Annotated in this window: 23 protein-coding genes and 2 pseudogenes; 11 read left to right on the plus strand and 14 right to left on the minus strand. The window is 64.4% G+C overall.

Going from position 1 to position 26,599, the window contains the following annotated elements:
* The first annotated feature begins 829 nt into the window (after positions 1-829).
* The 4 genes from OKW35_RS19940 (at position 830) to OKW35_RS19955 (ending at position 4,009) form a co-directional block, all read left to right on the plus strand.
* Positions 830-1,303 (plus strand): hypothetical protein, encoded by a 474-nt coding sequence (locus tag OKW35_RS19940; protein WP_429552940.1) that lies wholly within the window; start codon positions 830-832, stop codon positions 1,301-1,303.
* Positions 1,304-1,710: 407 nt separating this feature from the next.
* The gene (locus OKW35_RS19945) at positions 1,711-2,064 is read left to right on the plus strand and encodes a YciI family protein (protein WP_090807928.1); all 354 of its coding nucleotides are present in this window, start codon (positions 1,711-1,713) and stop codon (positions 2,062-2,064) included.
* 179 nt (positions 2,065-2,243) lie between these two features.
* Positions 2,244-2,657 (plus strand): YciI family protein, encoded by a 414-nt coding sequence (locus OKW35_RS19950; protein WP_187616155.1) that lies wholly within the window; start codon positions 2,244-2,246, stop codon positions 2,655-2,657.
* A 77-nt stretch (positions 2,658-2,734) separates the two neighbouring features.
* Positions 2,735-4,009 (plus strand): RNA polymerase sigma factor, encoded by a 1,275-nt coding sequence (locus OKW35_RS19955; protein ID WP_429552941.1) that lies wholly within the window; start codon positions 2,735-2,737, stop codon positions 4,007-4,009.
* Between the two features lie 53 nt (positions 4,010-4,062).
* Here the strand turns inward: OKW35_RS19955 and OKW35_RS19960 are convergent.
* The 7 genes and pseudogenes from OKW35_RS19960 to OKW35_RS19990 form a co-directional block, all read right to left on the minus strand.
* A pseudogene (locus OKW35_RS19960) lies at positions 4,063-4,272 on the minus strand (LysE family translocator); the annotation flags it as partial.
* Between the two features lie 30 nt (positions 4,273-4,302).
* Positions 4,303-4,890, minus strand: a complete 588-nt coding sequence (locus OKW35_RS19965) for a DUF4337 domain-containing protein (RefSeq protein ID WP_429552942.1) — start codon at positions 4,888-4,890, stop codon at positions 4,303-4,305.
* Between the two features lie 124 nt (positions 4,891-5,014).
* Positions 5,015-5,983, minus strand: a complete 969-nt coding sequence (locus OKW35_RS19970; RefSeq protein ID WP_429493125.1) for a quinone oxidoreductase family protein — start codon at positions 5,981-5,983, stop codon at positions 5,015-5,017.
* A 137-nt stretch (positions 5,984-6,120) separates the two neighbouring features.
* A complete protein-coding gene (locus tag OKW35_RS19975) occupies positions 6,121-9,189 on the minus strand; it encodes an efflux RND transporter permease subunit (RefSeq protein WP_429552943.1) in 3,069 nt (1,022 codons plus the stop codon).
* Positions 9,190-9,205: 16 nt separating this feature from the next.
* A complete protein-coding gene (locus tag OKW35_RS19980; protein ID WP_429552944.1) occupies positions 9,206-10,357 on the minus strand; it encodes an efflux RND transporter periplasmic adaptor subunit in 1,152 nt (383 codons plus the stop codon).
* Between the two features lie 53 nt (positions 10,358-10,410).
* Entirely contained in the window at positions 10,411-11,982 is a 1,572-nt protein-coding gene (locus tag OKW35_RS19985) for an efflux transporter outer membrane subunit (protein ID WP_429552945.1), read from the minus strand.
* A gap of 312 nt (positions 11,983-12,294) precedes the next feature.
* Positions 12,295-13,029: a GNAT family N-acetyltransferase gene (locus OKW35_RS19990; protein ID WP_429552946.1), complete on the minus strand. Its 735-nt coding sequence runs from the start codon at positions 13,027-13,029 to the stop codon at positions 12,295-12,297.
* A gap of 126 nt (positions 13,030-13,155) precedes the next feature.
* Between OKW35_RS19990 and OKW35_RS19995 the strand changes: the two genes are divergently transcribed.
* From OKW35_RS19995 to OKW35_RS20005, 3 genes are all read left to right on the plus strand, one after another.
* Positions 13,156-14,748 (plus strand): PLP-dependent aminotransferase family protein, encoded by a 1,593-nt coding sequence (locus OKW35_RS19995; RefSeq protein ID WP_429552947.1) that lies wholly within the window; start codon positions 13,156-13,158, stop codon positions 14,746-14,748.
* A gap of 195 nt (positions 14,749-14,943) precedes the next feature.
* On the plus strand, positions 14,944-15,276 hold the full coding sequence (locus tag OKW35_RS20000; protein WP_184030473.1) for a hypothetical protein: 333 nt from the start codon (positions 14,944-14,946) through the stop codon (positions 15,274-15,276).
* Positions 15,277-15,460: 184 nt separating this feature from the next.
* Positions 15,461-16,042 (plus strand): flavin reductase family protein, encoded by a 582-nt coding sequence (locus tag OKW35_RS20005; RefSeq protein WP_429552948.1) that lies wholly within the window; start codon positions 15,461-15,463, stop codon positions 16,040-16,042.
* A 6-nt stretch (positions 16,043-16,048) separates the two neighbouring features.
* Here OKW35_RS20005 and OKW35_RS20010 read toward each other — a convergent pair whose 3' ends face one another.
* From OKW35_RS20010 to OKW35_RS20020, 3 genes are all read right to left on the minus strand, one after another.
* Positions 16,049-16,546 carry an N-acetyltransferase family protein gene (locus OKW35_RS20010; protein ID WP_429552949.1) on the minus strand — a complete coding sequence of 166 codons (498 nt, stop codon included), beginning with the start codon at positions 16,544-16,546 and terminating at the stop codon, positions 16,049-16,051.
* A gap of 138 nt (positions 16,547-16,684) precedes the next feature.
* Positions 16,685-17,110 (minus strand): PQQ-binding-like beta-propeller repeat protein, encoded by a 426-nt coding sequence (locus tag OKW35_RS20015; protein WP_429552950.1) that lies wholly within the window; start codon positions 17,108-17,110, stop codon positions 16,685-16,687.
* Complete coding sequence (locus OKW35_RS20020) at positions 17,107-17,490, minus strand: hypothetical protein (RefSeq protein WP_429552951.1); 384 nt, start codon at positions 17,488-17,490, stop codon at positions 17,107-17,109. Before OKW35_RS20020 ends, OKW35_RS20015 begins: the two co-directional genes overlap by 4 nt.
* Positions 17,491-17,641: 151 nt before the next feature.
* Between OKW35_RS20020 and OKW35_RS20025 the strand changes: the two genes are divergently transcribed.
* Positions 17,642-18,514: an AraC family transcriptional regulator gene (locus OKW35_RS20025; RefSeq protein WP_429552952.1), complete on the plus strand. Its 873-nt coding sequence runs from the start codon at positions 17,642-17,644 to the stop codon at positions 18,512-18,514.
* Between the two features lie 373 nt (positions 18,515-18,887).
* The gene (locus OKW35_RS20030) at positions 18,888-20,252 is read left to right on the plus strand and encodes an MFS transporter (RefSeq protein WP_429552953.1); all 1,365 of its coding nucleotides are present in this window, start codon (positions 18,888-18,890) and stop codon (positions 20,250-20,252) included.
* Between the two features lie 61 nt (positions 20,253-20,313).
* Here OKW35_RS20030 and OKW35_RS20035 read toward each other — a convergent pair whose 3' ends face one another.
* Positions 20,314-21,147 (minus strand): AraC family transcriptional regulator, encoded by an 834-nt coding sequence (locus OKW35_RS20035; protein WP_187629996.1) that lies wholly within the window; start codon positions 21,145-21,147, stop codon positions 20,314-20,316.
* Between the two features lie 45 nt (positions 21,148-21,192).
* Entirely contained in the window at positions 21,193-22,686 is a 1,494-nt protein-coding gene (locus OKW35_RS20040) for a DHA2 family efflux MFS transporter permease subunit (protein ID WP_429552954.1), read from the minus strand.
* A 121-nt stretch (positions 22,687-22,807) separates the two neighbouring features.
* Between OKW35_RS20040 and OKW35_RS20045 the strand changes: the two are divergent.
* Both OKW35_RS20045 and OKW35_RS20050 read left to right on the plus strand, forming a co-directional pair.
* A pseudogene (locus OKW35_RS20045) lies at positions 22,808-23,179 on the plus strand (DUF6402 family protein).
* Positions 23,176-23,553: a hypothetical protein gene (locus tag OKW35_RS20050; protein ID WP_429552955.1), complete on the plus strand. Its 378-nt coding sequence runs from the start codon at positions 23,176-23,178 to the stop codon at positions 23,551-23,553. The pseudogene OKW35_RS20045 and the gene OKW35_RS20050 overlap by 4 nt, the downstream one beginning before the upstream one ends.
* An 88-nt stretch (positions 23,554-23,641) precedes the next feature.
* Here OKW35_RS20050 and OKW35_RS20055 read toward each other — a convergent pair whose 3' ends face one another.
* A complete protein-coding gene (locus OKW35_RS20055; protein WP_187611598.1) occupies positions 23,642-24,865 on the minus strand; it encodes a dienelactone hydrolase family protein in 1,224 nt (407 codons plus the stop codon).
* 33 nt (positions 24,866-24,898) lie between these two features.
* The gene (locus OKW35_RS20060; RefSeq protein WP_429553814.1) at positions 24,899-26,539 is read right to left on the minus strand and encodes an AMP-binding protein; all 1,641 of its coding nucleotides are present in this window, start codon (positions 26,537-26,539) and stop codon (positions 24,899-24,901) included.
* Between the last annotated feature and the right edge of the window lie 60 nt (positions 26,540-26,599).

Raw genomic sequence — 26,599 nt, forward strand, 5'->3', positions numbered from 1 at the left:
ACGCGACGACGCCGGCGCGACGGCACCGGCTCCGCTCGGCCTGAATGCGGCCGGCTTCGCACTTCGCGTTTTTTCTCTCAGGCTTTCGCAGCACCGTTTCGGTGCAATCGCTGATTTCACATCGAGCGCTCCGTGGGGCCGCTGTTACATCGATTCGCCAAATTAACCCACCAAAGCGCTTCGGTTCGCTGAATTGCTTTCGCGGGTGCGCGCATACACTCTTTTCCATGGAGCGAGGAATCACCGCCCTCCATCGATGCGATCTTCCCCTCGTGTCGGATTTGAACCGTACCGTTGATGAGTAGTCTGCAGTTCGCAGTGCGTATCTGGCAGTTCGCAGTCCGCAGTTGACGCAATACAAGCGCGCAATGCATCGAGCACGAGCGCGAAGCAACAGGGGTAGCGGCCAGAAGTAGCAGATAGCGAGGACCGGCCCACATGCAGTCGCAATTGAAGTGGTGGTTTGAATCGGCAGTTGAAGCTTGCTGTCGAGCGGTAGAAATTGCCGGTGCAGTATACGTAAGCAATAGCTTTGCAGGTTAGGTGGTTATAGGTTGGCAGGCATCCACGCGCCTGCTCGGCCGTTCCATCCTGTCAGCCCTGTTCCTCGCGGAACAGGGCTTTTTTTTCGTCGCAACGAAGCGGGCTTCTTGTTTCTGGCGGCGTCGAACCGATATGCGGACATTGCGTTCTTCGATACGTTCGAAGCACGGGCGCGTCGCATGGGGTGAACTGTCGGGCGCGAAATACGTCGGACGTTTGAGCGCGGCGTTTGCCGCCGTCGCGTGCCGAAGTCCGGGCGCGCTGCCGAAAGAAGGAGGTTGAATCGATGTCCAGCAAGTCGCGAGTTCACAAGCCCGGCCGCACGGCCATGTCTCCGTTATTGCGTTCTCTGACCCAGAGCCGCACCGCGCACGCGCCGGTCACGCAGACCATGCTGTTGCAGGCCTACGCCGCGCTCGATGCATTCCGCCGCGGCCACGGCGCGCGCATTCTGCACACGACGCTGAGCCGGCATTTGCTGGTGTCGCAGGAACTTGCGCATGCCGGACGGGGCGCCGACGCACGCGCCGACATCGAAAGCGCGCATGCGGCGATGGTGCGGCTCGATGTGCGTGAGCGCCAGACTGGCCGCTGGTCGCTCGAAGACGACGACTACGCAAGTCTGTGCGCGGCGCTAGCGATTTTCGACGGACAGTTGTCGGCGGCGTCGCTGAGCGAGCTGGCGAGCGCGGAAGCGAAAATGATCGAAGGTTTGATGCGTTCCGCGCGACTGCGGGCGCTGGCGGAAGCGGCGGTTTGAGCGGCACGCATCTGGCGGCGCGCATTTCGAAAGCGTCGCGGGTCACCGGCGCTGCGCTCAATGCGCTGTCGGCGAGCCCGGGCGAGTGGCTGCCCGCTGCGCTGCGTTTCGTCGAACGGCTGATACGACCGTTTCAGCGCGGACATAAATGGATTCCGGACACATTGAAAGCGGCATCGACGTGTCGCGCGAGGCCGGCTGGTACGCGTGGCGCGGCTTGTTACGAGTGTCCGTAGAAGTCCCGCCGGGCGCGTTTGCCGCTGCGATTCCCGCTTGCTAGACTGGCTGCGCCTGCTTGCCGCCTACCTGCTTGCGTACCTCCTGCATACCGCCGAGGCCAGGCGTCGCTGGCGTCGTTGCGATGCCGACCCGCGCATACAACCAAAACGAGCCCTATCGGAGACATCATGTCCTACATGCTGCTGATCGTCGAACCCACGGACCAACGCGAGGAGCGCGCCGAAGCCGCGGGCCGCGACCTCTACGACCAGATGGTGCGTTTCTCCGAGAATCTGAAAGCGCGCGGCAAGCTGCTCGCGGTCGAGTCACTGACTTCGCAGAAGGACGCCGTGCGCGTGCAGGTCCGCCATGGCCAATCGAAGCTCGTCGACGGGCCGTTCGCCGAGGCGAAGGAGATGATCGGCGGCTTCTTTCTGTTGAACTGCGACAGCCGTGAAGAGGCCGTGGCGATCGCGCAAACCTGCCCGGCGGCGTCGTGGTGCACGGTCGAGGTGCGCAAGCTCGGACCGTGCTTCATCTAGGCACGCGTGACTCCCACTTCACTCGCTTCGGTATTTTCCCTGGGATGTGGGGACCGCCGCGCGTGTCGATCGGATCGTGCATCGCGCGTCGTGTGAGTAAGGGGCGAGCCGGCATGGCCCCGCCAGGCGATTCACAAGAATCCACTCACGACCAACCACTAACAACAAGGAGCAACGACATGCGATTCATGATCATCGTCAAAGCCACGGCCGCGAGCGAAGCCGGCGAGATGCCCGAACCGTCGCTGATCGCCGCCATGGGCGCCTACCACGAAGAACTCGCAAAGGCCGGCGTGCTGCTCGACGCGACGGGCCTGCAGCCGAGCTCGAAAGGCTGGCGCGTGCGCTATAGCGGCGGCAAACGGAGCATCGTGGACGGGCCGTTCGTGGAGACCAAGGAGCTGATCGCGGGCTACACGTTGATCCAGGTGCGCTCGCGCGACGAGGCGATGGAATGGGCGCGGCGTTTTCCGGCGCCGTTCGGTGAGCACGCCGATGGCGAAATCGAAGTGCGGCAGCTGTTCGAACTCGACGACTTCGAGCCGGGGCCGGAAATCGAGCGCTTTCACAAGCTCGAAGAAGATCGCCGCTGATTTGATGGACTACGTCTGGGAGCCCGCGTACATGTTCCTGACCGCGCAACCGCCGGCAGCAGGTGAAGGCTGACGCCGTGACGATACAGGCCACCCATCGTGCGATCGACGCTGTCTGGCGGATCGAATCCGCGAAGGTCATCGCTCACGTCGCGCGGATCGTGCGCGACGTGGGACTCGCCGAGGAACTCGCGCAGGACGCGCTGGTGGCCGCGCTCGAGCATTGGCCGGACGCGGGCGTGCCCGACAACCCCGGAGCGTGGCTGATGACGGCCGCGAAGAACCGCGCGCTCGATCGCCTGCGCCAGGAGGCGCTGCATGCGCGCAAGCGCGAGGAGCTCGGCCACGATCTCGACGCGATCGAAGCGCACGTGGTGCCCGATTTCGTCGATTCGCTCGACGCCGCGCGCGCCGACGACATCGGCGACGATCTGCTGCGGCTCATCTTCACCGCGTGCCATCCGCTGCTGTCGACCGATGCGCGCGTCGCGCTGACGCTGCGCCTGCTCGGCGGTCTCACCACCGACGAAATCGCGCGCGCGTTTCTCGTGCCGGAGCCGACCATCGCGCAGCGGATCGTGCGCGCGAAACGCACGCTGTCGGCGGCGCGCGTGCCGTTCGAGGTGCCGCAGGCGGACGCGCGCGCGGCGCGGCTCGCGTCGGTGCTGCAGGTGATCTACCTGATTTTCAACGAAGGTTATTCGGCCACGGCCGGCGACGACTGGATGCGCCCGACGCTATGCGAGGAGGCGTTGCGGCTTGGGCGCGTGTTGAGCGGACTCGTCGCCGGCGAGAGCGAGGTCCACGGTCTCGTCGCGCTGATGGAGATTCAGGCGTCGCGTACGCACGCGCGCACCGACGCCCAGGGGCGTCCGGTACTGCTGCTCGATCAGGATCGCAGCCGCTGGGACCCGCTGCTGATTCGCCGCGGCCTCGCGGCGCTGGACAACGCGCATGCGCTCGGCGGCGAGAGCGGGCCGTATGCGTTGCAGGCGGCGCTCGCCGCGTGCCATGCGCGAGCGCGCCGCGCCGAGGACACCGACTGGGCGCAGATCGTCGCGCTCTACGATGCGTTGGCGCAGGTCGCGCCGTCGCCGGTAGTGGAGTTGAATCGCGCGGTCGCGGTGGGGATGGCGTTCGGGCCGGCGGCCGGACTCGAGATCGTCGATGCGCTCGCCGCCGGTTCGGCGCTCGCGAACTATCACTGGCTGCCGAGCGTGCGCGGCGATCTGCTGGTCAAGCTTGGACGCGTCGACGAAGCCCGCGTGGAGTTCGAGCGCGCCGCGGCGATGACGCGCAATACGCGCGAGCGCGAGTTGTTGCTGGAGCGTGCGCGCGGGCTCGCGGATTGAGGCTGGCACATTGGTGCTGGCACATTGGTGCTCACGCACACGTCAGTGCCGCCTCAACGAATCAGCTGCCGCACCCCCAACGCAACGATCAAGCCGCCGCACACACGATCCGCCCACATCTTGCCGCGCCGATAAGCCGACGCGATGTGCTGATGCGACAGCGCCAGCGCGACGAACCCATACCAGCTGCTCGCGACGACGAACACCATGCCGAGCATCGCGGCGAACGTGCCGGTGCTCACATGCGCTGGCGCCGCCGAAGCTCGGGGTGAAAAGCAACGCGAGCATCCCGCTCATAGCCCCAAAAACGCCGTGCCCGCGGTCAAGACGCCCACTCCCGCGACGAGGTACGACAGATTGCGCAGCCAGTTCTTGCGCGTGAGCAGCGTGATCGCGCACAGCGCAATCGCGACCTGAATCAGCAGCGTCGCCTGAGCCCAGCGATGATGGCCGTGCAACAGCGTTTCGCTGCGCGTATCGGCGGCGACGACCTGTTTTTCGATCGCTTCTGCGTTCGCGCGGATCGGCTCCTTCTGCTGCTTGTATTTCTCGACGTCGGCGACGAACTTCGCGTGCGCGTCGCTATTGGGCGCCGACAGCGCCGCGCCGAGTTCCGCGAGGTTTTCCTTTTCGCCCTTCGCCTGGTAGTAGCTCCACTGGTTCGACGCTTCGGTCTTCTTGATCGCGGCTTCGTTCTTGAAGAACAGCGCGAGGTTTTCGGCGTTGCCGCTCTGGTACGCGCACAGCGCGCCGATCGTCGCGAGGATCGCGGTCATCACGGCCATGCGGCTCGCGAACGGATCGGCGTCGTGATGCGCGGCGTGGCCGGCGTGTTCGACGGCATGGTCGTGCGGACCGTGCACTTCATATTCTTCAGACATCAGATTCTCCGAGGCAATGCTTTTGTCGTTCTCCCCGGACGGCGCGGGCGCCCGGCGGCCTCAATCTTAGCGTGTCGCGGAGGCCCGGAGGCCGCAGCTTCAATGCACTGTGCCAGAGGGACGGTTATTGCATGCGAATCACGACGCGCCCGCGCGTGCCGGCAGCGACCGCCTCGTAGGCTTCGCGCGCGCGGGCGAGCGGGAATTCCTGCGCGATCGCCGGGCCGCTCAGCTTGCCGTTGTCGAAGCCCTCGACGAGCGCCGTCATCAGCGGCGCCGATTCCGCGACGCCGAGCTTCGCGCTGTCGACGCCGAGCAATTGCGTCTCGTTGTGATAGAAGTCGATCAGATCGAACTCGACGCGGCGCTTGCCGGTCCCGCTGATTTCGAGCACGCGGCCGCGCCGCTTCGCGAGACTCAGCGCGGTCTCGAACGCGACACCGCCTACCGTGTCGTACACGACTTCCGCGCCCGCGCCGCCGGTCAGCTCGCGCACGCGTGCGGCCGCGTGTTCGTCGAACGCCACGTAGGCGTCGATCAGGCGGCCCGCGGGCGTGGCGGGATCGAGCGGCCGGCGGTCGACGGCGATCACGCGCGCGCCGCGTGCTTTCGCGATCTGCACGACCGCGCCCCCGACACCGCCGCCCGCGCCAAGCACGGCAATGGTCTCGCCGGCCTGCAACTTCGCGTATTCGACGCTGCCGAGCCACGCGACCACGAAGTTCACGCCGATGGCTGCTGCCTCGACGTGGCTCAACGCCACGGGCTTGCGCGACAGCGCCGCGACCGGAATGCCGAGGTACTCGGCGTGCGTGCCGTCGCGCGTGAAGCCGATGTCGCCGCCGGTTCCCCACACCTCGGCGTCGAGCCACGCGGCCGGGCCGTCCACCACCACGCCGCTGAAGTCGCGCCCCGGCGTGCGCGGCAGCACCGTATGTTCGAAATGGCCGGACACGTTCTTCACGTCGCTCGGATTGACCGAGGCCGCCATGACCCGCACGACCGCATGCTCCGCGTCGGCCTGCGGCGTCGGCAGATCGACGTATTCGAGCACTTCGGGGTTGCCAAAAGATTTGAACTGAATCGCTTTCATCGTGCGTGGCTCCGGTTGGTCTTGCGCCGCGTTGCGCAGCGAATGCACCGTAGTCTAAGTGATGCGAGTAAAGGCATCAGGACAGCGGCTTTCGGATTTCGGACAACCCGCGCGCCGGGTACGCGATCACCCAGGCTCTAACCCGCCTGACCCGCCTCGTCGGCGTTCGGCGCTTGAGCATGCCGCTGGTGTTCGGCGGCCAGAAACATGTACATCGCCGGCACGACGAACAACGTGAACAGCGTGCCGATCGACATCCCGGTGAAGATCACGAGCCCCATTGCGTTGCGGCCCGCCGCGCCCGCGCCCGACGCGATCACGAGCGGCACCACACCGAGCACCATCGCCGCGGTCGTCATCAGGATCGGGCGCAGCCGCACGCCCGCCGCTTCCTCGACCGCTTCGCGCTTCGCGCGACCTGCGCGCTGCAGTTCGTTGGCGAACTGCACGATCAGAATGCCGTGCTTGCTGACGAGCCCCATCAGCGTGACGAGGCCGACCTGCGTGTAGATGTTCAGCGTCGTCAGGCCGATGTTGATGAAGATCAGCGCGCCGAACAGCGCCATCGGCACCGAGATCAGGATCACGATCGGATCGCGGAAACTTTCAAATTGCGCCGCGAGCGCGAGGAACACGATGATCGTCGCGAGCAGCAGTGTGATGACGAAGCCGCCCGACTCCTGCACGAACTGGCGAGACTCTCCCGAGTAATCGGCTGAATAGCCGGCCGGCGCGACCTGCGCGGTCGCCTTGCGCAAAAAATCGAGCACCTGGCCTTGCGACACGCCCGGCACGATCACGCCGGAGATCGTCGCCGAGTTCAACTGCTGGAAGTGGTTGATCGATTCGGGCACGACGCTGTGCCGCAGATGCGCGATCGTCGACGCCGGAATCACGTTGCCGTCCGGCGTGCGCAGATAGTAGTCGAGCACTTGCGACGGATTGAGCCGGTCGATCTGCAACACCTGCGGAATCACCTTGTATGAGCGTCCCGCAATCGAGAAGTAGTTGACGTAGCCGCCGCCCAGCGCCGACCCGAGCGCCTGTCCGACGTCGCTTTGCGACAGCCCGAGCGAGGCCACCTTGTCGCGATCGACGACGAGCGTCACTTCCGGCTTGTCGATTTTCAGGTCGCTATCGACGAAGAAGAACATGCCGCTCGCGCGCGCTTTTTCCAGCACTGCTTGCGACACCTCGTTGAGGTTTTCGAACGGCTCGGTCGTGCTGATCACGAACTGCACCGGCAAGCCCTGCGCGCCCGGCAGCGGCGGAAACTGGAACGCCGCGACGCGCGCGCCCGCGATCTGATTCCACTTCTGCTGCAACTCCTGCTGCAGCACGGTCGCGTTCTTGCCGCGCTGGTCCCAGGTCTTGAACAGCACGCCGCCGATGCCCCGGTTGACAGTCGGCGAGCCCGTGAGCTGGAACATCTGCGAATATTCGGGCAGTGTCTTCGAAGCATCGAACACCTGGTCCGCGTAGGTCTGCATCTGCTGGATCGTCGCGTTGGGCGGCCCGATGATCTGCGAGAGCACGATGCCCTGGTCTTCCTGCGGCGCGAGTTCCGACTTCGAGGTCATGAACAGATACACCGTGCCGCACAGCAGTAGCGCGCCCATGATCACGAACACGGGCCAGGTGTCGAGCGTCGCATGCAACAGGCGGCCGTAGCCGCGATGCACGCGCTCGAACTGGCGGTCGACGAAACGCGCGAAGCGGCCCGACTCCTGCGCGGCGCGGAAGAAGCGCGAGCACATCATCGGCGACAACGTGAGTGCGATTACGCCCGATACCGTCACCGCGCCCGCAAGCGTGAACGCGAACTCGGTGAAGAGCGCGCCCGTCAGCCCGCCCTGGAAGCCGATCGGCGCGTACACGGCGATCAGCACGACGGTCATCGCGACGATCGGGCCGCCCAGCTCGCGAGCGGCGATCAGCGCGGCGTCGAACGGTGTTCTGCCTTCGTGCTTCATGTGCCGATCGACGTTCTCGACGACGATGATCGCGTCGTCCACGACGAGCCCGATCGCGAGCACGAGTGCGAGCAGCGTGAGCAGATTGATCGAATAGCCGAGCACCTGCATCACGAAGAACGTGCCGATCAGCGACAGCGGCATCGCGATCAACGGCACGATCACCGCGCGGAAGCTGCCGAGAAACAGGAAGATCACGACGGTCACGATCACGAGCGCTTCGACGAGCGTTTTGATCACTTCCCTGATCGCGGTGTTGACGAAGTCGGTCGCGTCATAAACGATGTCGCCCGTCATGCCGGTCGGAAACTGCTTCTGCAGATCGGGAAACACGGTTTTCACGCGCTTGGCTACGTCGAGAATGTTCGCGTCCGGCGCGACCTTGATGCCGATGAACACCGACCGCTTGCCGCTGAACGCGACGTTGAAGTCGTAGCTGTCGGCGCCGAGCACGACGTTCGCGACATCCTCGAGACGCACGATCGAGCCGTTCTTCTGCTTGACGACGAGCTGCTTGAAGTCGTCGACGGTATGCAGGTCCGTGCCCGCTTCCAGGTCGACGCTGACCATTTGCCCCTTCGTCGTGCCGAGCGTGGCGAGATAGTTGTTGTTGCCGAGTGCGGTGTACACGTCGCTCGCGCTCACGCCGTGCGCGGCGAGCCGCGCCGAGTCGAGCCACGCGCGCATCGCGAACTGCCGCCCGCCGAGCACTTCGGCGGTCTGCACGCCCTGGATCGAATCGAGCTTGGGCTTGACCACGCGCAGCAGGTAGTCGGTGACGTTGTTGCTCGGCAGCACGCTGCTGTAAAAGCCCATGTACATCGCGTCGGTGGTCTGCCCGGTCTGCACCGTCAGCACCGGCTGCTGCGCCTGCGGCGGCAACTGGTTGCGCACCGAGCCGATCTGCGTGTTGATCTCGGTCAGCGCGCGGTTCGCATCGTAGTTCAGACGTAGCGTCGCGATGATCGTCGACACGCCCGTGATGCTCGTCGACGACATGTAGTCGATGCCCTGTGCCTGCGCGATCGCCGCTTCGAGCGGCTGCGTGATGAAGCCGGCGATGGTGTCCGAGTTCGCGCCATAGTAGGCCGTCGTGATCGTGACGACCGCGTTCTCGGTCTGCGGATACTGGCTGACCTTCAGCACCGCGAGCGCGCGCAACCCGAGCACGAGGATCAGCAGGCTCACGACCGAAGCGAGTACCGGCCGGCGAATGAAGATGTCCGTGAACATGGTCGGGCGGCCTCGCTTATTGTTCCTGCGGCGTCGGATTCGGACTGTCCGACGGCTTCACGCGGTTGTCGATGATCAGCGGCGTGCCGTTCTTGAGCTTGATCTGGCCGCTCGTCACGACCTGCGTGCCGTCGTCGATGCCCTTTAGAATCGCCACCTGGTCGCCGCGCGTCGGCCCCGGCGTTACGAACACCTGCTGCGCGACGGGCAGCGTCTTGCCCTGCGCGTTGGGCTGCGTGCCGGGCTTCACGATGAACGCGGTCGCGCCGTACGGGTTGTAGGTGATCGCCGTTTGCGGCAGGGTCAGGTAGCGCTGTTCGGCGCCCGAGTCGATCTTCACGTTCGCGTACATGCCGGGCAGCAGCTTGCGCTCGCGATTGTCGACGCTCGCTTCGATCTGCACGTTGCGCGTCGCGCTGTCGACTTTCGGGCTCATCGACTGGATCTTGCCGGTGAAGGTTTTCCCGCTGTACGCGTTGGTATCGACGCTGACGGTCGCGCCGATCGCGAGCTGGCCGAGCTGTTGTTGCGGTACCGAGAAGTCGGCGTAGATCGGATCGATGGCTTGCAGCGTGACGATCGCGTCGCCGGGATTCAGGTATTGCCCCGGATTGATCGTCGTGATGCCGAGGCGCCCCGCGAACGGCGCGCGAATCGTCTTCTTGTCGACGAGCGCCTGCTGTTGCGCGACCTGCGCCTTCTTGCCCTTGAGGTCGGCCGCATCGGCGTCGAGCTGCGCCTTCGCGATCGCCTTGATGTCGTACTGCGCGCGGTCGCGCTCGTAGACCGTCTGTGCGAGTTGGGCCGCGGCCTGCAGCGATTGCAGCAGCGCGACGTCGCTGTCGGCGTTGAGTCGCACGAGGATCTGTCCGGCTTTCGCTTCCTGCCCCGACACGAACGCGACCTCGCGCACGAGGCCGGCGACTTCGGTCGTCACGTCTACGCCGCGCACCGCGCGCAGGCTGCCGACCGCCGCGAGCTGCGGCTGCCACGACTGATAGTGGACCACCACCGCCGAGACCGTGGCGGGCGGCGCGGTGTTGGCCGTCATGAACTTCGCGAACATGTGCGCGCGGAACAGGTTGAAGCCGACCAGCGCGGCGAGCAGCAGGCCGACGCTGATCAACATGATCACCATCCGCTTTGTCATCGGTTTTCTTTCGGCCATCGTGATGTCCTTGCTCGGCTTGGGACGAGGGCTGGGGTTGCGTCAGGGCACGGTCAATGTGGCGTTGCGGCGGTTGCCGTCGTTGCTGATGGCGACGACGTGTTCGACGCGCTCGCCGACGCGGCGGCCGGCGCGGCCGCGGACTCGGGCGCGGCGGCATTCCACCAGCCGCCGCCGAGCGCCTGGAACAGCGCCGCCGTGTCGGCGTAACGCGCGGCCTGCGCCTGCGCGAGACTCACGACCGTTTGCTGATACTGGCGTTGCGCGTCGAGCAGCGCGAGGTAGCTGACACCGCCGACGTGATACTGTCCGCGCGTCAGTTCGAGCGAATCGCTCGCGGCGCGCGACGCGTCGGTCTGCGCCTTGAGGCCGGTTGCGTCGTGTTCGAGCGCGCGCAGCGTGTCCGCAACGTTCTGGAACGCGAGCAGCACCGTCTCGCGGTATTGCGCGCCGGCCTGCTGGTAGGCGGCCTCGGCCGCGCGCTTCTGCGCGCTCAGCTGGCCGCCGTGAAAGACCGGTTGCAGCAAGCCCGCGCCGATGCTCCAGATCGTGCTGCCGGCCCTGAGCACCTGCGCGGGCGTCAACGCTTCGGCGCCGTAGCTCGCGGACAGCGTGATCTGCGGATACATCGCCGCGGTCGCGACGCCGACCTGCGCGCTCGCCTGATGCAGCGTGGCGTCGGCGGCAAGGATGTCGGGGCGCTGGTGCACCAGCGACGACGGCAGGCTCACGGGCAGCGTGTCGGGCAGCGAGAACATGTCGAGCGTGAAGTCGGGCACCGAGGTATCGCTCGGCAGCTTGCCGGCGAGTACCGCAAGCTGATGGCGCGCCTGATCGAGCTGCTGTTGCAGCGGCGGCAGCGTCGCGCGGGTCTGCGCGAGCAGCGTTTCCTGCGCGAGCACGGCCGTGCGGCTCACGCCGCCGAGTGAGAATTGCTGGTCGAGCACGTTCAGCTGCTGCTCTTCCTCGGTAGCGATCCGCTCGGTCGCGTCGATCTGCGCGCGCACCGACGCTTCCTTGACCGCCGCGGTCACGATGTTGGCCGATATCGTGAGATAGGCGGCCTGCAGCTGGAAGCGCTGATAGTCGATCTGCGCATGCAGCGCTTCGAGTTCGCGCCGCGCGCCGCCGAACACGTCCAGCTTGTACGAGACGTTGACCGACGCGTTGTAGAGATTGAATTCCTCGACGAGGCCGGGTTCGCCGAACGCGATGCCGTTGATCTTTTCGCGCGTGGCGCTCAGTTGCGCGTCGACGCTCGGCAGCAAGGTGCCGCCGGCTTGCGCCGTGTAATTCTCGCGAGCCTGTCGCAACGCCGCCTGCGCGGCGGCCATGTTCGGACTGTTGGCGATCGCCTCGCGGATCAGCGCGTCGAGCGGCTCGCAATGAAACAGCGTCCACCACGCGGCGGGAATGTCCTGGGCCGGCGCGAAACGCTGCGGCAGGCCTGCGGGGCCGGGCGCGGAGGCGGTCTGGTCGGGCAGCGGCGTGGTGGTGAAGGTGTCGGTGGCCGGCGCGGGCGGCGCGTGGTAGTCGGGGCCGACCATGCAGCCGGCCAGCGCGACGCAGCTGCACAGCGCAACGTAGAGGCGCCGCCAGACAATACGCTGACTCACGTCGATCATCGATCTACCTTGTATCGCCAATGGCGGGTGGACCGGACGAAGATGTTCAGGGCACCCGAACGTTCCTGGAGTTGTCTTGCCGACGCTGGAATTTACCATGCACGGCGCGAACCGCGCTTGGCCTCGCGTTCGCTGGCGGACGAAGGTGGATACGAGATCACGTAGGAGGGCGGTGATGGCAGGCGGTGCTGCCGCTGTCTGCCACGCCCGGCGCGGTATTCACGACAATTTCACGGATTCGGGCACGCGGTTGGCTCGGCATCGCGCTTGGCGAACTGGTCGAGCTGTTGCCTGGTTATCGATCGTCTGGTTTTACCGGGCCTCGTCCGCCGCTCGGCGCTGCGCGATCAGATTGGCGAGCCGCTCGACCTGCTGCCCTTGCGCATCGAAATTGCCCGCGTCGAGCCACCGCTCATAGCAAGAGCGCAATGCCGGCCACTCGCTGTCGATGATCGAAAACCACGCCGTGTCGCGATTGCGCTCGCGATAGACGATCGCCTGCCGGAAGATCCCCTCGAACGTAAATCCATAGCGCAACGCGGCCTTGCGCGACGGCTCGTTCAGCGAATCGCATTTCCATTCGAAGCGCCGATAACCGAGCTTGTCGAACACTTCGCCTAGCAGCAGGTACATCGCATCGGTCGCGATGCGCGTGCGCTTGAGCCGCGGCGAATACGTGACGTGGCCGACTTCGATCACGCCGTTGGCCGGATCGATCCGCATCAGCGAGAGCGTGCCGACCGGCTTGCCCGTCGCCAGGTCGATGACCGCGTAGTGCAGCGGATCTTTCGAGGCCGCCATCTGCGTCAGACGCTCACGATAGGCCGCGAGGCTGTCGAACGGGCCGACCGCCAGATAGGTCCAGTCGCGGCCGTCGGTGGCCGAGCCGTACGCGTCGAAGAGGTCGGCCGCGTGGCGCTCGACGTCGACCGCTTCGAGCCGGCAATAGCGGCCGCCGAGCGGCTCGCGGCCCGGCGGCTGCACGCCGTGCCAGCCGGGCAGGGGTGCGCCGATTGGCTGGCCGTAGGCGTTACGTGTGGGTTCCATGTCTGTTCTCCCGTCGATGAATGAGCGATGCCGGAGGATGCCGATGCGTGTCGATGCAGGAACGATACGGCAAACGTGGTATGTTCAAAAGATCCACGACATGCTTATTCGATAGATCCAGCCACCATGATCGAAATCATCGGACCGCTCGTCCATGCGGACGACGCGTTCGCCGCGCGCGGCGCCAGCGGGGCCATGCGGCCCGCGCCGCTGCAAAAGCAGCTGATCGAACGTCTGCAGCAGGCGATTCTCGCCGGTCGTCTGCCGGCCGGGTCGCTGCTACCGTCGTCGCGGCTGCTCGCCGCCGAAATGGGCGTGTCGCGCAACACGGTCGTGATCGCTTACGAGCATCTTGCCGCGGTCGGCTACGTGATCGCCGATCGCCAGGGCACGCGCGTGAGCCCGCTGTCGAGCCCCGCCGCGCGCGGCGAGCGGGCGGCGGCGTCGGCCGCGCCGGAGGTCGTATACGCGGCGCGCGTCGAGCAGTTCGCGGCGTCGCACAAGCACGCCGACAACGCGTACGCGCTGACTCCCGGCACGCCCGCGCTGGACCGTTTCCCGCTTGCCGCGTGGCGGCGCGCGCTCGAACGTGCGATGGAGCGCGCATTACCACGCGCGCTCGGCTACGGCACGCCGGCCGGCGAGCCCGCGCTGCGCGACGCGATCGCCGCGCATCTGCGGATGGCGCGCGGCGTGCGCTGCGATGGCTCGCAGGTCGTGATCACCGAGGGCGCGCAGGAGGCGCTGAACCTGTGCGTGCGACTGCTGACCAATCCCGGCGATATCGCATGGATCGAGGACCCCGGCTATCGCGGCGCGAAGGCCGCTTTCAACGCGGGCGACTTGCGCACGCTGCCGATTCCCGTCGACGCCGAAGGCATGGCCGTGCCGGCCGACGCGTGGCACACGCATCCGCCGAAACTGATCTACACGTCTCCCGCGCATCAGTATCCGACCGGCGCGGTGCTGTCGGTGGCGCGGCGGCTTGCGCTGATTGCCGAGGCGCGGCGCTGCGGCGCGTGGCTGATCGAGGACGATTACGACGGCGAGGTGCGTCACACCGGCGAGCCGATCGCGAGCATGCAGGGCCTCGTCGACGCGGCGCCCGTGCTGTACGTCGGCTCGTTCAGCAAGACGATGTTTCCGGCGCTGCGCATCGGCTTCGTCGTGCTGCCTCGCGCGATGGCCGCGCACGCCGCTGTTGCGCTGCAAGAGATGCTGCGCGGCGGGCATCGGCTGGAGCAGCTGGCGCTCGCGCGTTTCATCGAAAGCGGCGAATTCGGGCGGCATCTCGGGCGGATGCGGCGGCTGTACCGCGAGCGGCAGCAGGCGCTGCGCGACGCGCTGGCCGAGCATTTTCCGGCGGCGACGATTCTTGGCGGCGATTGCGGCATGCATCTGACGCTGCGGCTGCCGGCGCCGCTCGACGATCGCGCGCTCACGGCGCGGGCGCAGGCGTTGGGGTTGAGTCCGCGCGCGCTGTCGGGGTTTTCGATCGGGGCGTCGGAGCAGACGAACGGGCTCGTGATCGGGTATGGCAATACGGAGGCGGAGCGCTTGGGACCCGCGGTGAAAACGCTGGCGGAGGTGGTGCGGGAGATGGAGGGCGAGGCGCGACCGGCTGCGAAGCGCGCGGCAAAACGGGGCGGAAAAACCGTCGTCCGGCCCCGCAAAAAACCCACCCCGCCACGCCGCACGCTCGCCACGCCGGGCATGTAAGTTTTACGTCTGTCCGCCTGGCCCATGTCGCGCTATCGTGTCGTATGCGCGGCGACTTCGCAGTTCCGATGTGCTGGTTTGCCCGCATGTGCCGCGGTTGCCCGTCCCGTCGCGCGGCGGGTGTGGCGCCGGCGATGGGCACGAACAATGCGTTCAGTGTGGTTATCGATGACGATCTATCCGACCGGAGACGACATGAAGGAAATCGAACCGACCCCGTGGTTTGACCTTGCCATCCATACGCCCGTACGCGAAGGATGGTACGAAGTGCAGTTGGCGAGCGGGGACACGGCGTTTGCGAAATTTGGCGACGGCGTGTGGACCGAAAAGCCGTTGCTCGTATTCACGCACTGGCGCGGCCTGTCCGCCGATCCCTCGAAAGCCGCGGACGGCGCGGCCGAGTCGGTCGGCGCCGAAGCCACCGCGGCGCAAGGCGTGCGCGCCGCCTGGAACGCGTTCTTCCCGGGACTCGGCGACGAGCAGCACAAGCCGCTCAATGCGGTGCCGAACGGCAAGGCGCCGCATTGAGGGTCCCTTGATATTCGCTTGAAGTCCGGTCGGGTGGCGGCTTGTGGGCCGCCGCCCGGCAGTTCGATTCGGCCGCCATCCTCGCGTGGTTCGAATCGCTCTCGTATCGCTCGGGCCTGCGCCGCGTCGCATTTCTTCCGCCCCGCTACAATCAGCGTCATCCTTTCGACGCCATCACGATGCCATGAACGCCACCCGAGAAACCGTGGAATTGTCGCGCGCGACTCAACTGCTCAATCACGGACCCGTCACGCTGATCACGAGCGCACACGATGGTCGATCGAACGTGATGGCCGCGTCATGGGCGATGCCGCTCGACTTCAATCCGCCGAAGGTGGTGGTGGTCGTCGATAGCCGCACGCTGACGCGTCGCCTGATCGAAGCGAGCGGCGCGTTCGGGCTGCAGTTGCCGAGCCGCGGTTTCGCCGTGCAAACGCTCGCGGTCGGCACGCACGCGGGCGTCGAACTCGACAAGTTCTCCGCGTTCGATCTCGAGACCTTCCGCGCGCAAAAAATCGACGTGCCGATGCTGGCCGGTTGCATCACCTGGATGGAATGCAAGGTGATTCCGGACGACAGCCAACGGCACGATCTGATCATCGGCGAGGTGGTCGCCGCGTATGCGGATAGCCGCGTGTATTCGCGCAACCGCTGGCATTTCGGCGACGATCCCGACCTGCGCACATGCCATTACGTGGCCGGCGGTACCTTCTTCGCGACGGGCGATGCATTCGAGGTGGCGCCCGTCGCGGCCTCCGCGCAGTGACCGGGCTTAGGTGCTCCGTTCGGTTTCGCCTTCGGCGAATGCTTTGAGCGCGTCGCCGGCGAGACGATAACGTACCCATTCGCTTTGCGGATTCGCGCCGATCGACTTGTAGAAGCCGATGGCCGGCTCGTTCCAGTCGAGCACGCTCCATTCGAATCGGCCGCAGCCCGTTTCGCAGGCGATTTGCGCGAGATGGCGCAGCATCTGTTTGCCCGCGCCGCTGCCACGCGATGCGGGCGATACGTACAGGTCTTCCAGATAAAGCCCCTGCTTGCCGAGCCACGTCGAATACGAAAAGAAGTACACGCAAAAACCGACTGGCTCGCCGTTCATTTCGCAGATCAGTGCTTTCGCGGCCGCGCCCTCGGAAAACAGGCTCTTCTCGATGTCTTCGACGCCGGCGACGACTTCGTGCTCGGCTTTTTCGTAGATCGCGAGTTCGGTGATGAAGCGCAGGATCAGGGGGGCGTCGGAAGCGGTGGCGGGGCGGATGTGGATCGTCAAGGTCTAGTGCTCGGTGAGTTCGGTGATGACTGCCGGCCGGCGGGCGGTACGCGCCAAATGCGCCGGCTTCGGAATAGACTCACATCGTAGCAAAGAGCCAAAGGCCCCGCCGCGAACGGACCGGGCCTCGGGCGTTTCCTACAGACCGAAGGCGAACAATTTCAGCGGCCCCGGTCCACTCGTCGAGCCAGAGCCCCAGAACACCACGCCGTCCGCAATGGCCGGCCCGGTATTGCATGCACCCCCGCTATTGAATGACCACAGGACTTTTCCGTTGGAAGAATCGAGCGCGTACATCGTGCCATTCGTGTAGTCGAGATTGCATCCGAAGACCGCGCCATTGGCGACACTGACGGCTGCCTCCGCGCGGCTTCCGAGCGGGTCCGGCGTGGTCCACGTCACTGCGCCGGAATTCGCGTTGAGCGACGCCCTTCTACATCCCTGCCGGGTTCGTCGGCGAGAGTATGACGGGGTGGTGCGATTCGCGGCTGATTGGATGATCTGCCCGGGATGAGCGCGCGTTCGGACAGGAAGAGAGACCGAAACGGCACTGCCGCGCTTCAACCCTCCGGCAACACCGACTTACCGCGCCGCTTTTTCGGCTTAGGCTCGACACCCACTCGCGGGTCCCGCTCCAGCACGAGTGCCGTCAACTGCTCGACAGTGTCTTCAAACGCAGGATCCTCCTGTTGCACGTAAAGCCATTTCCCAAGCACCGGGTGAGGCCGCAACGCTGGCATATCGGTAATCAGAGCAGCATGGCGTTCCCGCGACGTACAGACGAGCAGCCCATTCCACGGCTTATCGCGATCGGCGGCAACCAGGCACAACAGCCCATCGATATACGCAGCGTCGCTACCAAACATCCGCCGACGCATATACGTCGGATCGCGCTCGAACGCGTCGAAGATCCAAAGGAGCGAATTGCTGATCGAAGAGGGCATCGGCGGACAATCTCAGGAAGCGCGGGTGAACGAAGATAAGTTTACGTAAATTCTCCGGCTCGGCGGCGAGCCAATTGAAGATCGAGCAAGTCCGGCTAGGTAAGATGTGTCCAACCTCGGCGACCATATCGACACTCGCACGATCCAGACCATGTTAGCTCACACAGACGCCGCCGCTGCCTACACGAAGCGCTTCGAAGCCGTTCTCGCCTATATCGATGCAAACCTCGAGGGTGATCTGTCGGTCGACGCGCTAAGCCGCATCGCAAACTTCTCGATGTTCCATTTTCATCGGCAGTTTGTCGCGTATGTCGGCGTGCCCGTCGCACGCTACGTGCAGTTGATGCGCTTGCGTCGCGCGGGCCGCCGCCTCGCCTCGCAGGCGTCGTGCCCGGTTCTCGATGCCGCGCTCGACGCCGGCTTCGACAGTCCCGAAGCCTTCAGCCGTGCGTTCAAGCGTGCGTTCGGCATGGCGCCGAGCGCGTTTCGACGACATCCAACATGGCAATTCTGGAGTGCGAGTTTTGTTGTTCCCTATGTTTCGAGGAAACTGACCATGCAAGTGAAAATCGTCGATTTTGCAGAAACCCGCGTTGCCGCGCTCGAACATTGTGGTTCGCCCGGACTCGTCAATGAAAGTGCGCGCAAGTTCATCGATTGGCGTATTCAAAGCGGACAATCACCGGTGGCGTCGAGCCGGACCTTCGGCGTCCCGCACGGCAATCCAGACACGGTGCCAGCGGATGAATTCCGTTTCGATATCTGCGGAGAGATCGACGAGCCGGTCGCGCCGAATCTCTATGGCGTGCGCGAGCTCGTGATGCAGGGTGGACGGTGCGCGGTGGTTCGGCACACGGGATCGACCGACCACATCGGCGAGACGATCTACCCGGTCTATCGCGACTGGTTGCCTTCGAGTGGGGAAGAGTTGCGGGACCATCCGCTGTTTTTCCACTACCTCAGCGTCTATCCTGAGACGCCGCTGGATCAGTGGCAGACGGATATCTACATTCCGTTGGTGTGATTGGGATGGGTGTAATGAGCATGTGAGATGCCTGCTAGTGCGAAGCAAGTCGCTCCCAATTCTTCGCGAATGCTCATGTCCGAAGCCGCGGTTCGCTCGAACTTCAATTCGATTTCGGCATCGGTATCAATTGCATTGAGCGAGTGTTGCCGGATTGCTAATCCGGCAAAAAATGCAATTTCGAAATGTCTCTCTGGAATAAAGCCCGGTCTCTGCGAATAGTGGTTCGGAGCCGGTTTTTCTCGCCCCGGCCGCCCAGCGATAACAGTAGGCGCAAAGCCGGTTTTCGCTGCACGTACCCCGCGTCCTCACGGGAACCACGCAATACCTCAAATGTCAAAGATGTCACCCTTCCATTTTGGGGAGATATCAAATGGCTGCCACGCAATCAGGGGCGGTGCCCCTCTCGGATGAGGAGGCTCGGCGCCAGTTGCGCCGTGCTGTCATCGCCAGCACGATTGGTACCACAATCGAATGGTATGACTTCTTCCTGTACAGCATTGTCACGGGTCTTGTATTCGCGAAACTGTTTTTTCCTCAGTCGGACCCGCTCGTCGGCACACTCCAGGCTTTTCTGATTTACGCTGTCGGCTTTATCGCGCGGCCGGTGGGCGCGGCGATTTTCGGCCACTATGGCGATCGCATCGGACGTAAAGCCACGTTAATCGTGACGCTATTGCTGATGGGCCTCGCGACGTTTGCCGTGGGCTTTGTTCCAACCTATGCGACGATCGGTATCTGGGGGGCAATCCTGCTCACGGCGCTGCGCTTCATTCAAGGTGTGGGCGTTGGAGGCGAGTGGGGCGGTTCGGTGTTGATGTCGATGGAGTGGGCACGTACCAACAAGCATCGCGGTTTCATCGCGTCCTGGCCGCAGTTCGGCGTACCGGCGGGATTGTTCGTCGCGAATCTGGTGGTGCTTGCCATCAGTCAGGTTTCCGGCAGCGCATTTCTCACCTGGGGCTGGCGGGTGCCGTTTTTCCTCAGTATCGTGCTGGTCGCGATCGGCCTTTATATCCGCTTGAGTATCCTCGAGACGCCTATCTTCGCGAAGCTGCTCGCTGAGCGCAGGATCGAAAAGGCGCCGATGCGTGAAGTATTGCGCCGGCAGCCGAAAGACATTCTTCTGTCGGCTCTTGCGCGTATGGCGGAACAGGCGCCGTTCTATATTTTCACGGCCTTTATATTCACCTATGGTGTGATGAGTCTGGGCGTCACACGCGATCTGTTGCTCACGGCAGTGCTGGCCGCTTCGGTGCTGGAATTCTTCACGATTCCGCTGTTTGGTCACGTGTCTGATCTGATCGGACGTCGACGCATGTATGTGATCGGTGCCGCTGCTGTCGGGCTATTCGGCTTCCTGTACTTTTTCATGGTTGGAACCCATAACCCGATATGGATCTTCGCGGCCATCGTACTTTCGCTGGTGCCGCATGCGATGATGTATGGTCCCCAAGCCGCGTTGATCGCCGAATCGTTCACGGGGCGCTTGCGCTACAGCGGTGCGTCGATGGGCTATCAGTTGGCTTCCGTCATCGCTGGCGGTCCGGCACCGTTGATTGCGACGGCGCTTTATGCTTACTTCCATTCGGGGTTTGCGGTGGCGTGGTATGTCTTCGCGTGCGCGGTGATTAGCGTGGCCGCCGCCATGCGATTGGGCGATTACACGAATAAGGACATTTCGCGGGAATACGACGACGTGCATGCATTGCATGACAGCAGACATGCCACTCCGTGAACGATCAGGCGGATGGCCGGCCACAACGGCCATCCACAACGGCCATCCGCCGAATCGACCATCAACTTTTCAGCGGCAACCAGACTTCGACTCCACCCATCCCCGTCACCGGGTCGAACTGCTCGCCATACCGTTCGAAATGCGGTGCATCGGCAGGCACGTGCCCTGACGCGGGCAACCACTGATTCCAGATCGTATTCATCGTGCGACGAATGCCTGAGATGTGCTCGCGATGAGCGAACACCGCATACCGTTGCGCGGCGATGCGCACACGACTCAACTCTGGCGGCAATGCGGAAAAATCGCTGACTTCGACGCCGCACATGTAGTCGAAGTTACCCAGTTCATCGGCGTTATAGCCAACGCCATAAGCCACCTTGCCGACCTGTCCCGGCACCCTGCCGTACCAGGCGCCAAAGCGCTGCCATTGGGAGGGGATCGCCTTGCTGCTGTCGCACGTATAGCGCTCGCTCAGTCCAGCGACGAGAAACGCTCGCGCGTCTTCGAAGCGCGGCGGGTCCAGATGGGTGAGCAGGGTTTCGTCCATTTTGATCGGCTCCACGATGGTCAGGTTGTCGAGATGACCCCGCGCGCGCAGCGCGTCGGGCGTGAGCCCGAACTGTTCGCGAAACGCGCGCGTGAATGCTTCGTGAGAGCCGTAGCCAGCGTCGAGAGCGACTGCGAGGATGTCGGGCGCACCATCGGCCAGACGTCGTGCGGCCTCGCTCAAACGCCGTGCGCGAACGTAGCGCATCACCGGCATCCCGGTGGCCGCTTCGAACGCGCGCGCGAGGTGAAAGCGCGATACGCAACCACAGCGGGCGATGTCGTCGAGCGTCAACTCGCCGGCGAAGTGGCTTTCGATATACCAGAGCGCTTTTCCAACCGGGTTCATCTCGGCTCTCATGTCAGCATGAAGCCAGCATAGTCAGCGGCGAACTCACGCATTTGATCGCGCTTGCGGTTTTGCAGGCGCGGCGGAGGGCCGAGACGATTCCGCCGCGTCACCATGCACGCCCGCGGCGCCACCCGCCTGCCCCGGCCTCAGCAACAGCCCACCCAGCACGCCGGCCGCCGCCGCAAAAACCGCCCCAAACAGAAACGCGACGTGATACCCGCTGTTCAGCGCAGCCGCCGCACTCGACGACGCCTGCATCGCCTCGCTGCGCGCCGCGGCAAGACTCGCGAGCACCGCAAGCCCGAGCGCCCCGCCCATCATGAACGATGTATTGACGATGCCCGACGCGAGGCCCGAATCGGCGGGATCGACGTCGCTCATCGCGGCGAGCAGCAGCGGATTGAACGCGATGCCCGCGCCAAAGCCGAGCAGCAACATGCCGGGCAACACGTCGGGTACGAAGCTGCCGTCGACGGGCGCACGCGCGAACAGCGCAAGCCCGCATGCCGCGATCAGCAGGCCGGCCGCGAGCGGACGACGCAGCCCGAAGCGCATCACCACGCGCGCCGACAAGCCCAGCGAAAAGAGTCCCATGATCAGGTTCGCGGGCAGAAACGCGAGCCCCACCTGCAATGGCCGATAGCCGAGCACGCGCTGCAGATACAGCGCCGAAATAAAGAACCACGCGAACATCGCCGCCGCCCACAACACGCCGACCAGGTTCGCGGTCGCGACATTGCGCAAACGCAGCAGAGCGAGCGGCATCAACGGGTGTTCGATTCTCGCCTCGATTGCGAGGAACACGGCAAGCAGCGCGAGCCCGACGAACAGCAGGCCGAGCGTTTGCGCCGAAGTCCAGCCCGCTTCGTTGCCGTTGACGATTGCATAGACCGCCAGCATCAGCGATGCGGTCACGCTGAGCGCGCCGGCCACGTCGAGCCGTTCGCCGTGCGCGTGGCCGCGCGCGGCGGGCAGTAGCGCGAGGCACAGCGCGTACACCGCAATGCCGATCGGCAGATTGACCAGGAAGATCCAGTGCCAACTCAGCAGGTTGGTGAGCAGTCCGCCGAGCAGCACGCCGATGCTGCCGCCGCCCGCGCAGACAAAGCCATACACGCCCATCGCCTTCGCGCGTTCGCCGGCTTCGGTGAACAGATTCATGATCAGCGACAACGATACCGCCGACACGATCGCACCGCCCAGGCCCTGCACGGCGCGCGCGGCGACCAGCAGCACCTGCGAATTCGCGAGGCCGCAGGCGAGCGAAGCGAGCGTGAAGAGCGTAATGCCGCTGAGAAACAGCTTGCGGTGTCCGTACAGATCGCCAAGCCGGCCGCCGAGCAGCAGGCAGCCGCCGAACGTCAGCATGTAGGCGTTGACGACCCACACGAGCGAAGTTTCGCTAAAGCCGAGATCGGCTGCGATGGACGGCAGCGCGACGTTCACGATGGTCGTGTCGAGCACGATCATCAGTACGCCGAGGCAGAGCACGATTAGCGCGAGCCAGCGTTGCTTGCCGTGGAGGGAATGGGTCATGCGGACGCCCCTTTACGCGGATTCGGTCGATCACCGACGATGGGTTTTCGAGTCTAGCACCCGCACATTTAGCGTCCAACTACGAAATCCTGGGCGGCGGCGTTGCGCGAAGCCGCGCGCGGTGGCGGCTTCGAACGGGAAGGAAGGCCGTACCAGGGTTGCAGAAATCTCAGGTATCTACGTTTATATTAAGGATAGTTACGACTTCACCGACAAGCCTGGCGAGGCGTCGCAATATCTTGGCCATTGGAGCAAAAACGGGGTGATCGTTCTGGCGTACAACGGCGCGATGTCATATCTGAACGAACCGTGATTGTATTTTTCCTATCCCGTTGCACTGGGGAACCCGAAGCTCAGGGGCAACGTGTACTACCCGGTTCACAATAAGGACTTTAGAGAGTGGGCAATAAAACACCAGCGAGGAGGTGACTTCGTGATCTATTCGGATCGAAAGCTTGTTCGAATCGACCCACCGATCAAGGTGTATTTATGAAACCCGGGCGATCGATCGGATGGGGCGCTGTAGTGCTCACAGTCGCGTTTGCCGTGCTTCTCGTCGCGACGCACACCGATCACAGGAATGCGAGCGAATGCATCAAAAGCACGTCAAAAAACGGCCGCTACACTGCAGAGCGATGCCTGCTCCAATGGAGAGGCGGCAACGACCCGGCTTATCTCGGTCAGGTCTACGACGCCGCGTCAGGCAAACTGCTAGTGCGCAGAACCTTCAGCACACCGGTTCCTGAATTGATTTGGGTGGACGACGAAGGCGTTTCATTTTCCCGCGGCGGCGACGACGCGTCGTTTATAAAGCTGCCGCCGTCATTCTATGACCGCATGATCGCCAGATTTTCGTCGAGTGGATGATGAGTTTTTCGGTCGTGCACGTCGCCATTAATACGCGCTGCCGGCGCGAGTCATTCGGATGATGCACAGCGACGGCAGCACCACTTCCTTAAACCTTCGACTTACCCCCCATCAACCCATTCGACGGCAACGTCTCATCGAGCAACTTCCTCGCACTTTCAATCCCCGCCACCGGCAAGCCCTCCGGATCGAGCAGCCCCACCTGCACGAGCACCGAAGCCTGATCCCAATAGATATGCTCGTTATAAAGCTTGTCACCGCGGAAGCACACGACGGCGAGCATCGGCACCTCGAAGTACTTGCCGGTCGGCGCGACGCCCGGCAGCAGCCAGTCGATTTCGCAGCTATGCGTGCAGCTGAAAATGAATTCATCGACGACGCGATCCGAACCGATCGTGCGCGAAATCGGAATCAGCTTCGTGTCGGGCGGATTCGAGTTGACGAAGTGATGCGTGTAAAAGCGCTTCAGGTTGTCATGCCCGACGCCGCCTGTCATCGTCGGCACGTGATTGACGTAGGGCTCGGCGACCATCGTCGGCATCACCGCGTCGACGTCGCGTGTCGCGAACTCGTGATAGCAGTGCGCTTCCCACAGCGCGTTCAGATCGTAGACCGGACCGAGCACCTTGCGCAGCAGCGCGAGCGTGCGCGAGTACGCCATCATCGCGGCGGGCTTGTCGTACTGTTTGCGCTGCGGCGCAGCGAACGCGTGATCGCAGCCGGGGTACACGTATTGCTCGATTTGCGCTCGCGTGCGCAGCGCGGCGCTGATGCGCTCGCGCGTTTCGGGTGGGCAGTGCGCGTCGTTTTCAGGGAAGTGGAACACCATCGGGCAGTTGATTGCCGATACTTCGTCGAGATGCGCTTCGAGGCCCACGCCGTAATAGCTGACGGCGCAATCGACGTCGGTGCGCGCCGCGCTCAGAAACGCGAGCTTGCCGCCGAGGCAGTAGCCGACCACGCCCACCTTGCCGGCCTGCTCGGGCAGTTCGCGCAACGCGGCGACGGTGGCGGCGATGTCCTTGACCGCGACGTCGGCGTCGAACTGACCCAGATAGCCGAGCGCCTCTTTCATGTCGGCGTCGCCGTAGCCAAGCGCAATGCTCGGCTTGATGCGCCAGAACAGATCGGGCACGAGCACGACGTAGCCTTCTTCGGCGTAGCGATCGGCGCTCGCTTTCATCGTGTCGTTGACGCCGAAGATTTCCTGCAGCAGCACGAGCCCTGGGCCCGAGCCCTGCGCGGGCCGCGCGACGTATGCGTTGAAACGGCCGCCATCGTGGGCGACGACTTCGATGAAAGAGCCGGCCATGCAGTCTGCCTCCAGTCTCACGAAAGATAGGGGTTACGTCATCATGCGCAACTCGAAACGTTTGAGCTTGCCGGTTTCGGTGCGCGGCAGCGCGCCGACGAACGTGATGACGCGGGGATATTTATACGGCGCGACATTATTCTTAACGAAATCCTGCAGCTGCGCGACCAGTTTATCGTCGGCGGTGTAGCCCGGGTTCACCACGACGAAGGCTCGCACGATTTGCCCACGCGTTTCGTCGGGCACGCCGATCACGCCGCATTCGGCCACCGCCTCGTGCTGCATCAGCACGCTTTCCACCTCAGGACCGGAGATGTTGTAGCCGGCCGACACGATCATGTCGTCGGCGCGCGCCTGGTAGAACACGTAGCCGTCCGCGTCGAGATAGACCGAATCGCCCGGCAGGTTCCAGCCGTCGCGCACGAAGCGCGACTGCCGTTCGTCGGCCAGATAGCGGCAGCCGGTGGGGCCGCGCACCGCGAGTTTGCCGATCGTGCCGGGTGGCACGGGTTGCATGTCGTCGTCGACGGCTTGCACGACGTAGCCCGGCACCGCGCGGCCGATCGCGTTCGGCCGGATCTCCGCGCCTTGCGACGAAACGAAGATGTGGATCAGCTCGGTGCCGCCGATACCGTCGATCATGTCGATGCCGGTCGCCTCGCGCCACAGGCGCCGCGTCGAATCGGGCAGCGCCTCGCCGGCCGACACGGTCTTCTGCAGCGACGAAAGGTCATGTTGCGCGACGAGCGGCGCCAGCTGCCGATAGAACGTCGGCGCGGTGAACATCACGGTCGCATGAAATCGTTCGACCACCTCGAGCAAGGTCTGCGGCGTCAGCTTTTCGACCAACACCGTCGAGGCACCGACGCGCAGCGGAAAGCACAGCAGCCCGCCGAGCCCGAACGTGAACGCGAGCGGCGGTGTGCCGCAGAAGATGTCGTTCGCGCAAGGCTTCAGCACATGACGCGGGAACAGGTCGCACATCGCGATCATGTCGCGATGGAAATGCATGCAGCCTTTCGGCGCACCGGTCGTGCCGCTCGTGAACGCGATCAGGCAGATGTCGTCCGCGGCGGTGTCGGTGGCGGTGAAGTATTCGGGCTTGTTGACGGCGAGCGTGTCGAGCGAATCGGCGGAGTCGTCGTGAAAGCGGCGGGTCTGTTTCAGCACCGCGCAGTAGAACTCGTCCCGCGGATTCGTGCAGCGCTCGAGTTCCGCGCTCAGGCGCGCGTCGCAAAGCGCGGCGCTGACCTGCGCCTTCTCGATGATCTGCTTGAGCTCCTTCGCGCGCAGCAGCGGCATGGTCGGCACGACGACGAGCCCGGCCTTCAGCGCCGCGAGTGTGGCGACGGCCATCTGCAATGTGTTCGGTCCGCGCAGCAGCACGCGGTTGCCGGGGCGCAAGCCCATTTCATCGACGAGCACATGCGCGCTGCGGTTGACCATCGCGAGCAGTTCGCCGTACGTGGTGGCTTGCGGCTTGCCGTCCACGTCGGACCAGATCGCCGGCCGGTCGCCATGCCCCGCCTCGATGGTCCGCTCCAGCAGTTCGGTCGCGCAGTTCAGCCTCGGCGGATAGGCGACGTCCGGATTGTCGAGCAGCAAGACGGGCCATTGATCCTGCGGCGGAAGATTGTCGCGCGCGAAAGTATCGACGTGTGCTGACGGTTCCATCATGGTCTCCCGAGGCGTTGAGCTGGAAAATGCGCTTCGTTCGGTGTGAAGGGCTTGCCT

Source organism: Paraburkholderia sp. MM5477-R1, from assembly GCF_050436385.1.
Taxonomy (GTDB): domain Bacteria; phylum Pseudomonadota; class Gammaproteobacteria; order Burkholderiales; family Burkholderiaceae; genus Paraburkholderia; species Paraburkholderia tuberum.

What these genes read in the sequence shown, in the direction of transcription:
- OKW35_RS19965 (WP_429552942.1), bottom strand. Translation starts at nt 4,890, where the DNA reads ATGTCTGAAGAATATGAAGTGCACGGTCCGCACGACCATGCCGTCGAA.
- OKW35_RS20050 (WP_429552955.1), top strand. Translation starts at nt 23,176, where the DNA reads ATGAAACCCGGGCGATCGATCGGATGGGGCGCTGTAGTGCTCACAGTC.
- OKW35_RS19970 (WP_429493125.1), bottom strand. Translation starts at nt 5,983, where the DNA reads ATGAAAGCGATTCAGTTCAAATCTTTTGGCAACCCCGAAGTGCTCGAA.
- OKW35_RS20055 (WP_187611598.1), bottom strand. Translation starts at nt 24,865, where the DNA reads ATGGCCGGCTCTTTCATCGAAGTCGTCGCCCACGATGGCGGCCGTTTC.
- OKW35_RS20040 (WP_429552954.1), bottom strand. Translation starts at nt 22,686, where the DNA reads ATGACCCATTCCCTCCACGGCAAGCAACGCTGGCTCGCGCTAATCGTG.
- OKW35_RS19995 (WP_429552947.1), top strand. Translation starts at nt 13,156, where the DNA reads ATGATCGAAATCATCGGACCGCTCGTCCATGCGGACGACGCGTTCGCC.
- OKW35_RS20030 (WP_429552953.1), top strand. Translation starts at nt 18,888, where the DNA reads ATGGCTGCCACGCAATCAGGGGCGGTGCCCCTCTCGGATGAGGAGGCT.
- OKW35_RS20025 (WP_429552952.1), top strand. Translation starts at nt 17,642, where the DNA reads ATGTTAGCTCACACAGACGCCGCCGCTGCCTACACGAAGCGCTTCGAA.
- OKW35_RS19950 (WP_187616155.1), top strand. Translation starts at nt 2,244, where the DNA reads ATGCGATTCATGATCATCGTCAAAGCCACGGCCGCGAGCGAAGCCGGC.
- OKW35_RS20000 (WP_184030473.1), top strand. Translation starts at nt 14,944, where the DNA reads ATGAAGGAAATCGAACCGACCCCGTGGTTTGACCTTGCCATCCATACG.
- OKW35_RS19975 (WP_429552943.1), bottom strand. Translation starts at nt 9,189, where the DNA reads ATGTTCACGGACATCTTCATTCGCCGGCCGGTACTCGCTTCGGTCGTG.
- OKW35_RS19940 (WP_429552940.1), top strand. Translation starts at nt 830, where the DNA reads ATGTCCAGCAAGTCGCGAGTTCACAAGCCCGGCCGCACGGCCATGTCT.
- OKW35_RS19945 (WP_090807928.1), top strand. Translation starts at nt 1,711, where the DNA reads ATGTCCTACATGCTGCTGATCGTCGAACCCACGGACCAACGCGAGGAG.
- OKW35_RS20035 (WP_187629996.1), bottom strand. Translation starts at nt 21,147, where the DNA reads ATGAACCCGGTTGGAAAAGCGCTCTGGTATATCGAAAGCCACTTCGCC.
- OKW35_RS19980 (WP_429552944.1), bottom strand. Translation starts at nt 10,357, where the DNA reads ATGGCCGAAAGAAAACCGATGACAAAGCGGATGGTGATCATGTTGATC.
- OKW35_RS20020 (WP_429552951.1), bottom strand. Translation starts at nt 17,490, where the DNA reads ATGCCCTCTTCGATCAGCAATTCGCTCCTTTGGATCTTCGACGCGTTC.
- OKW35_RS19990 (WP_429552946.1), bottom strand. Translation starts at nt 13,029, where the DNA reads ATGGAACCCACACGTAACGCCTACGGCCAGCCAATCGGCGCACCCCTG.
- OKW35_RS20005 (WP_429552948.1), top strand. Translation starts at nt 15,461, where the DNA reads ATGAACGCCACCCGAGAAACCGTGGAATTGTCGCGCGCGACTCAACTG.
- OKW35_RS19985 (WP_429552945.1), bottom strand. Translation starts at nt 11,982, where the DNA reads ATGATCGACGTGAGTCAGCGTATTGTCTGGCGGCGCCTCTACGTTGCG.
- OKW35_RS20060 (WP_429553814.1), bottom strand. Translation starts at nt 26,539, where the DNA reads ATGGAACCGTCAGCACACGTCGATACTTTCGCGCGCGACAATCTTCCG.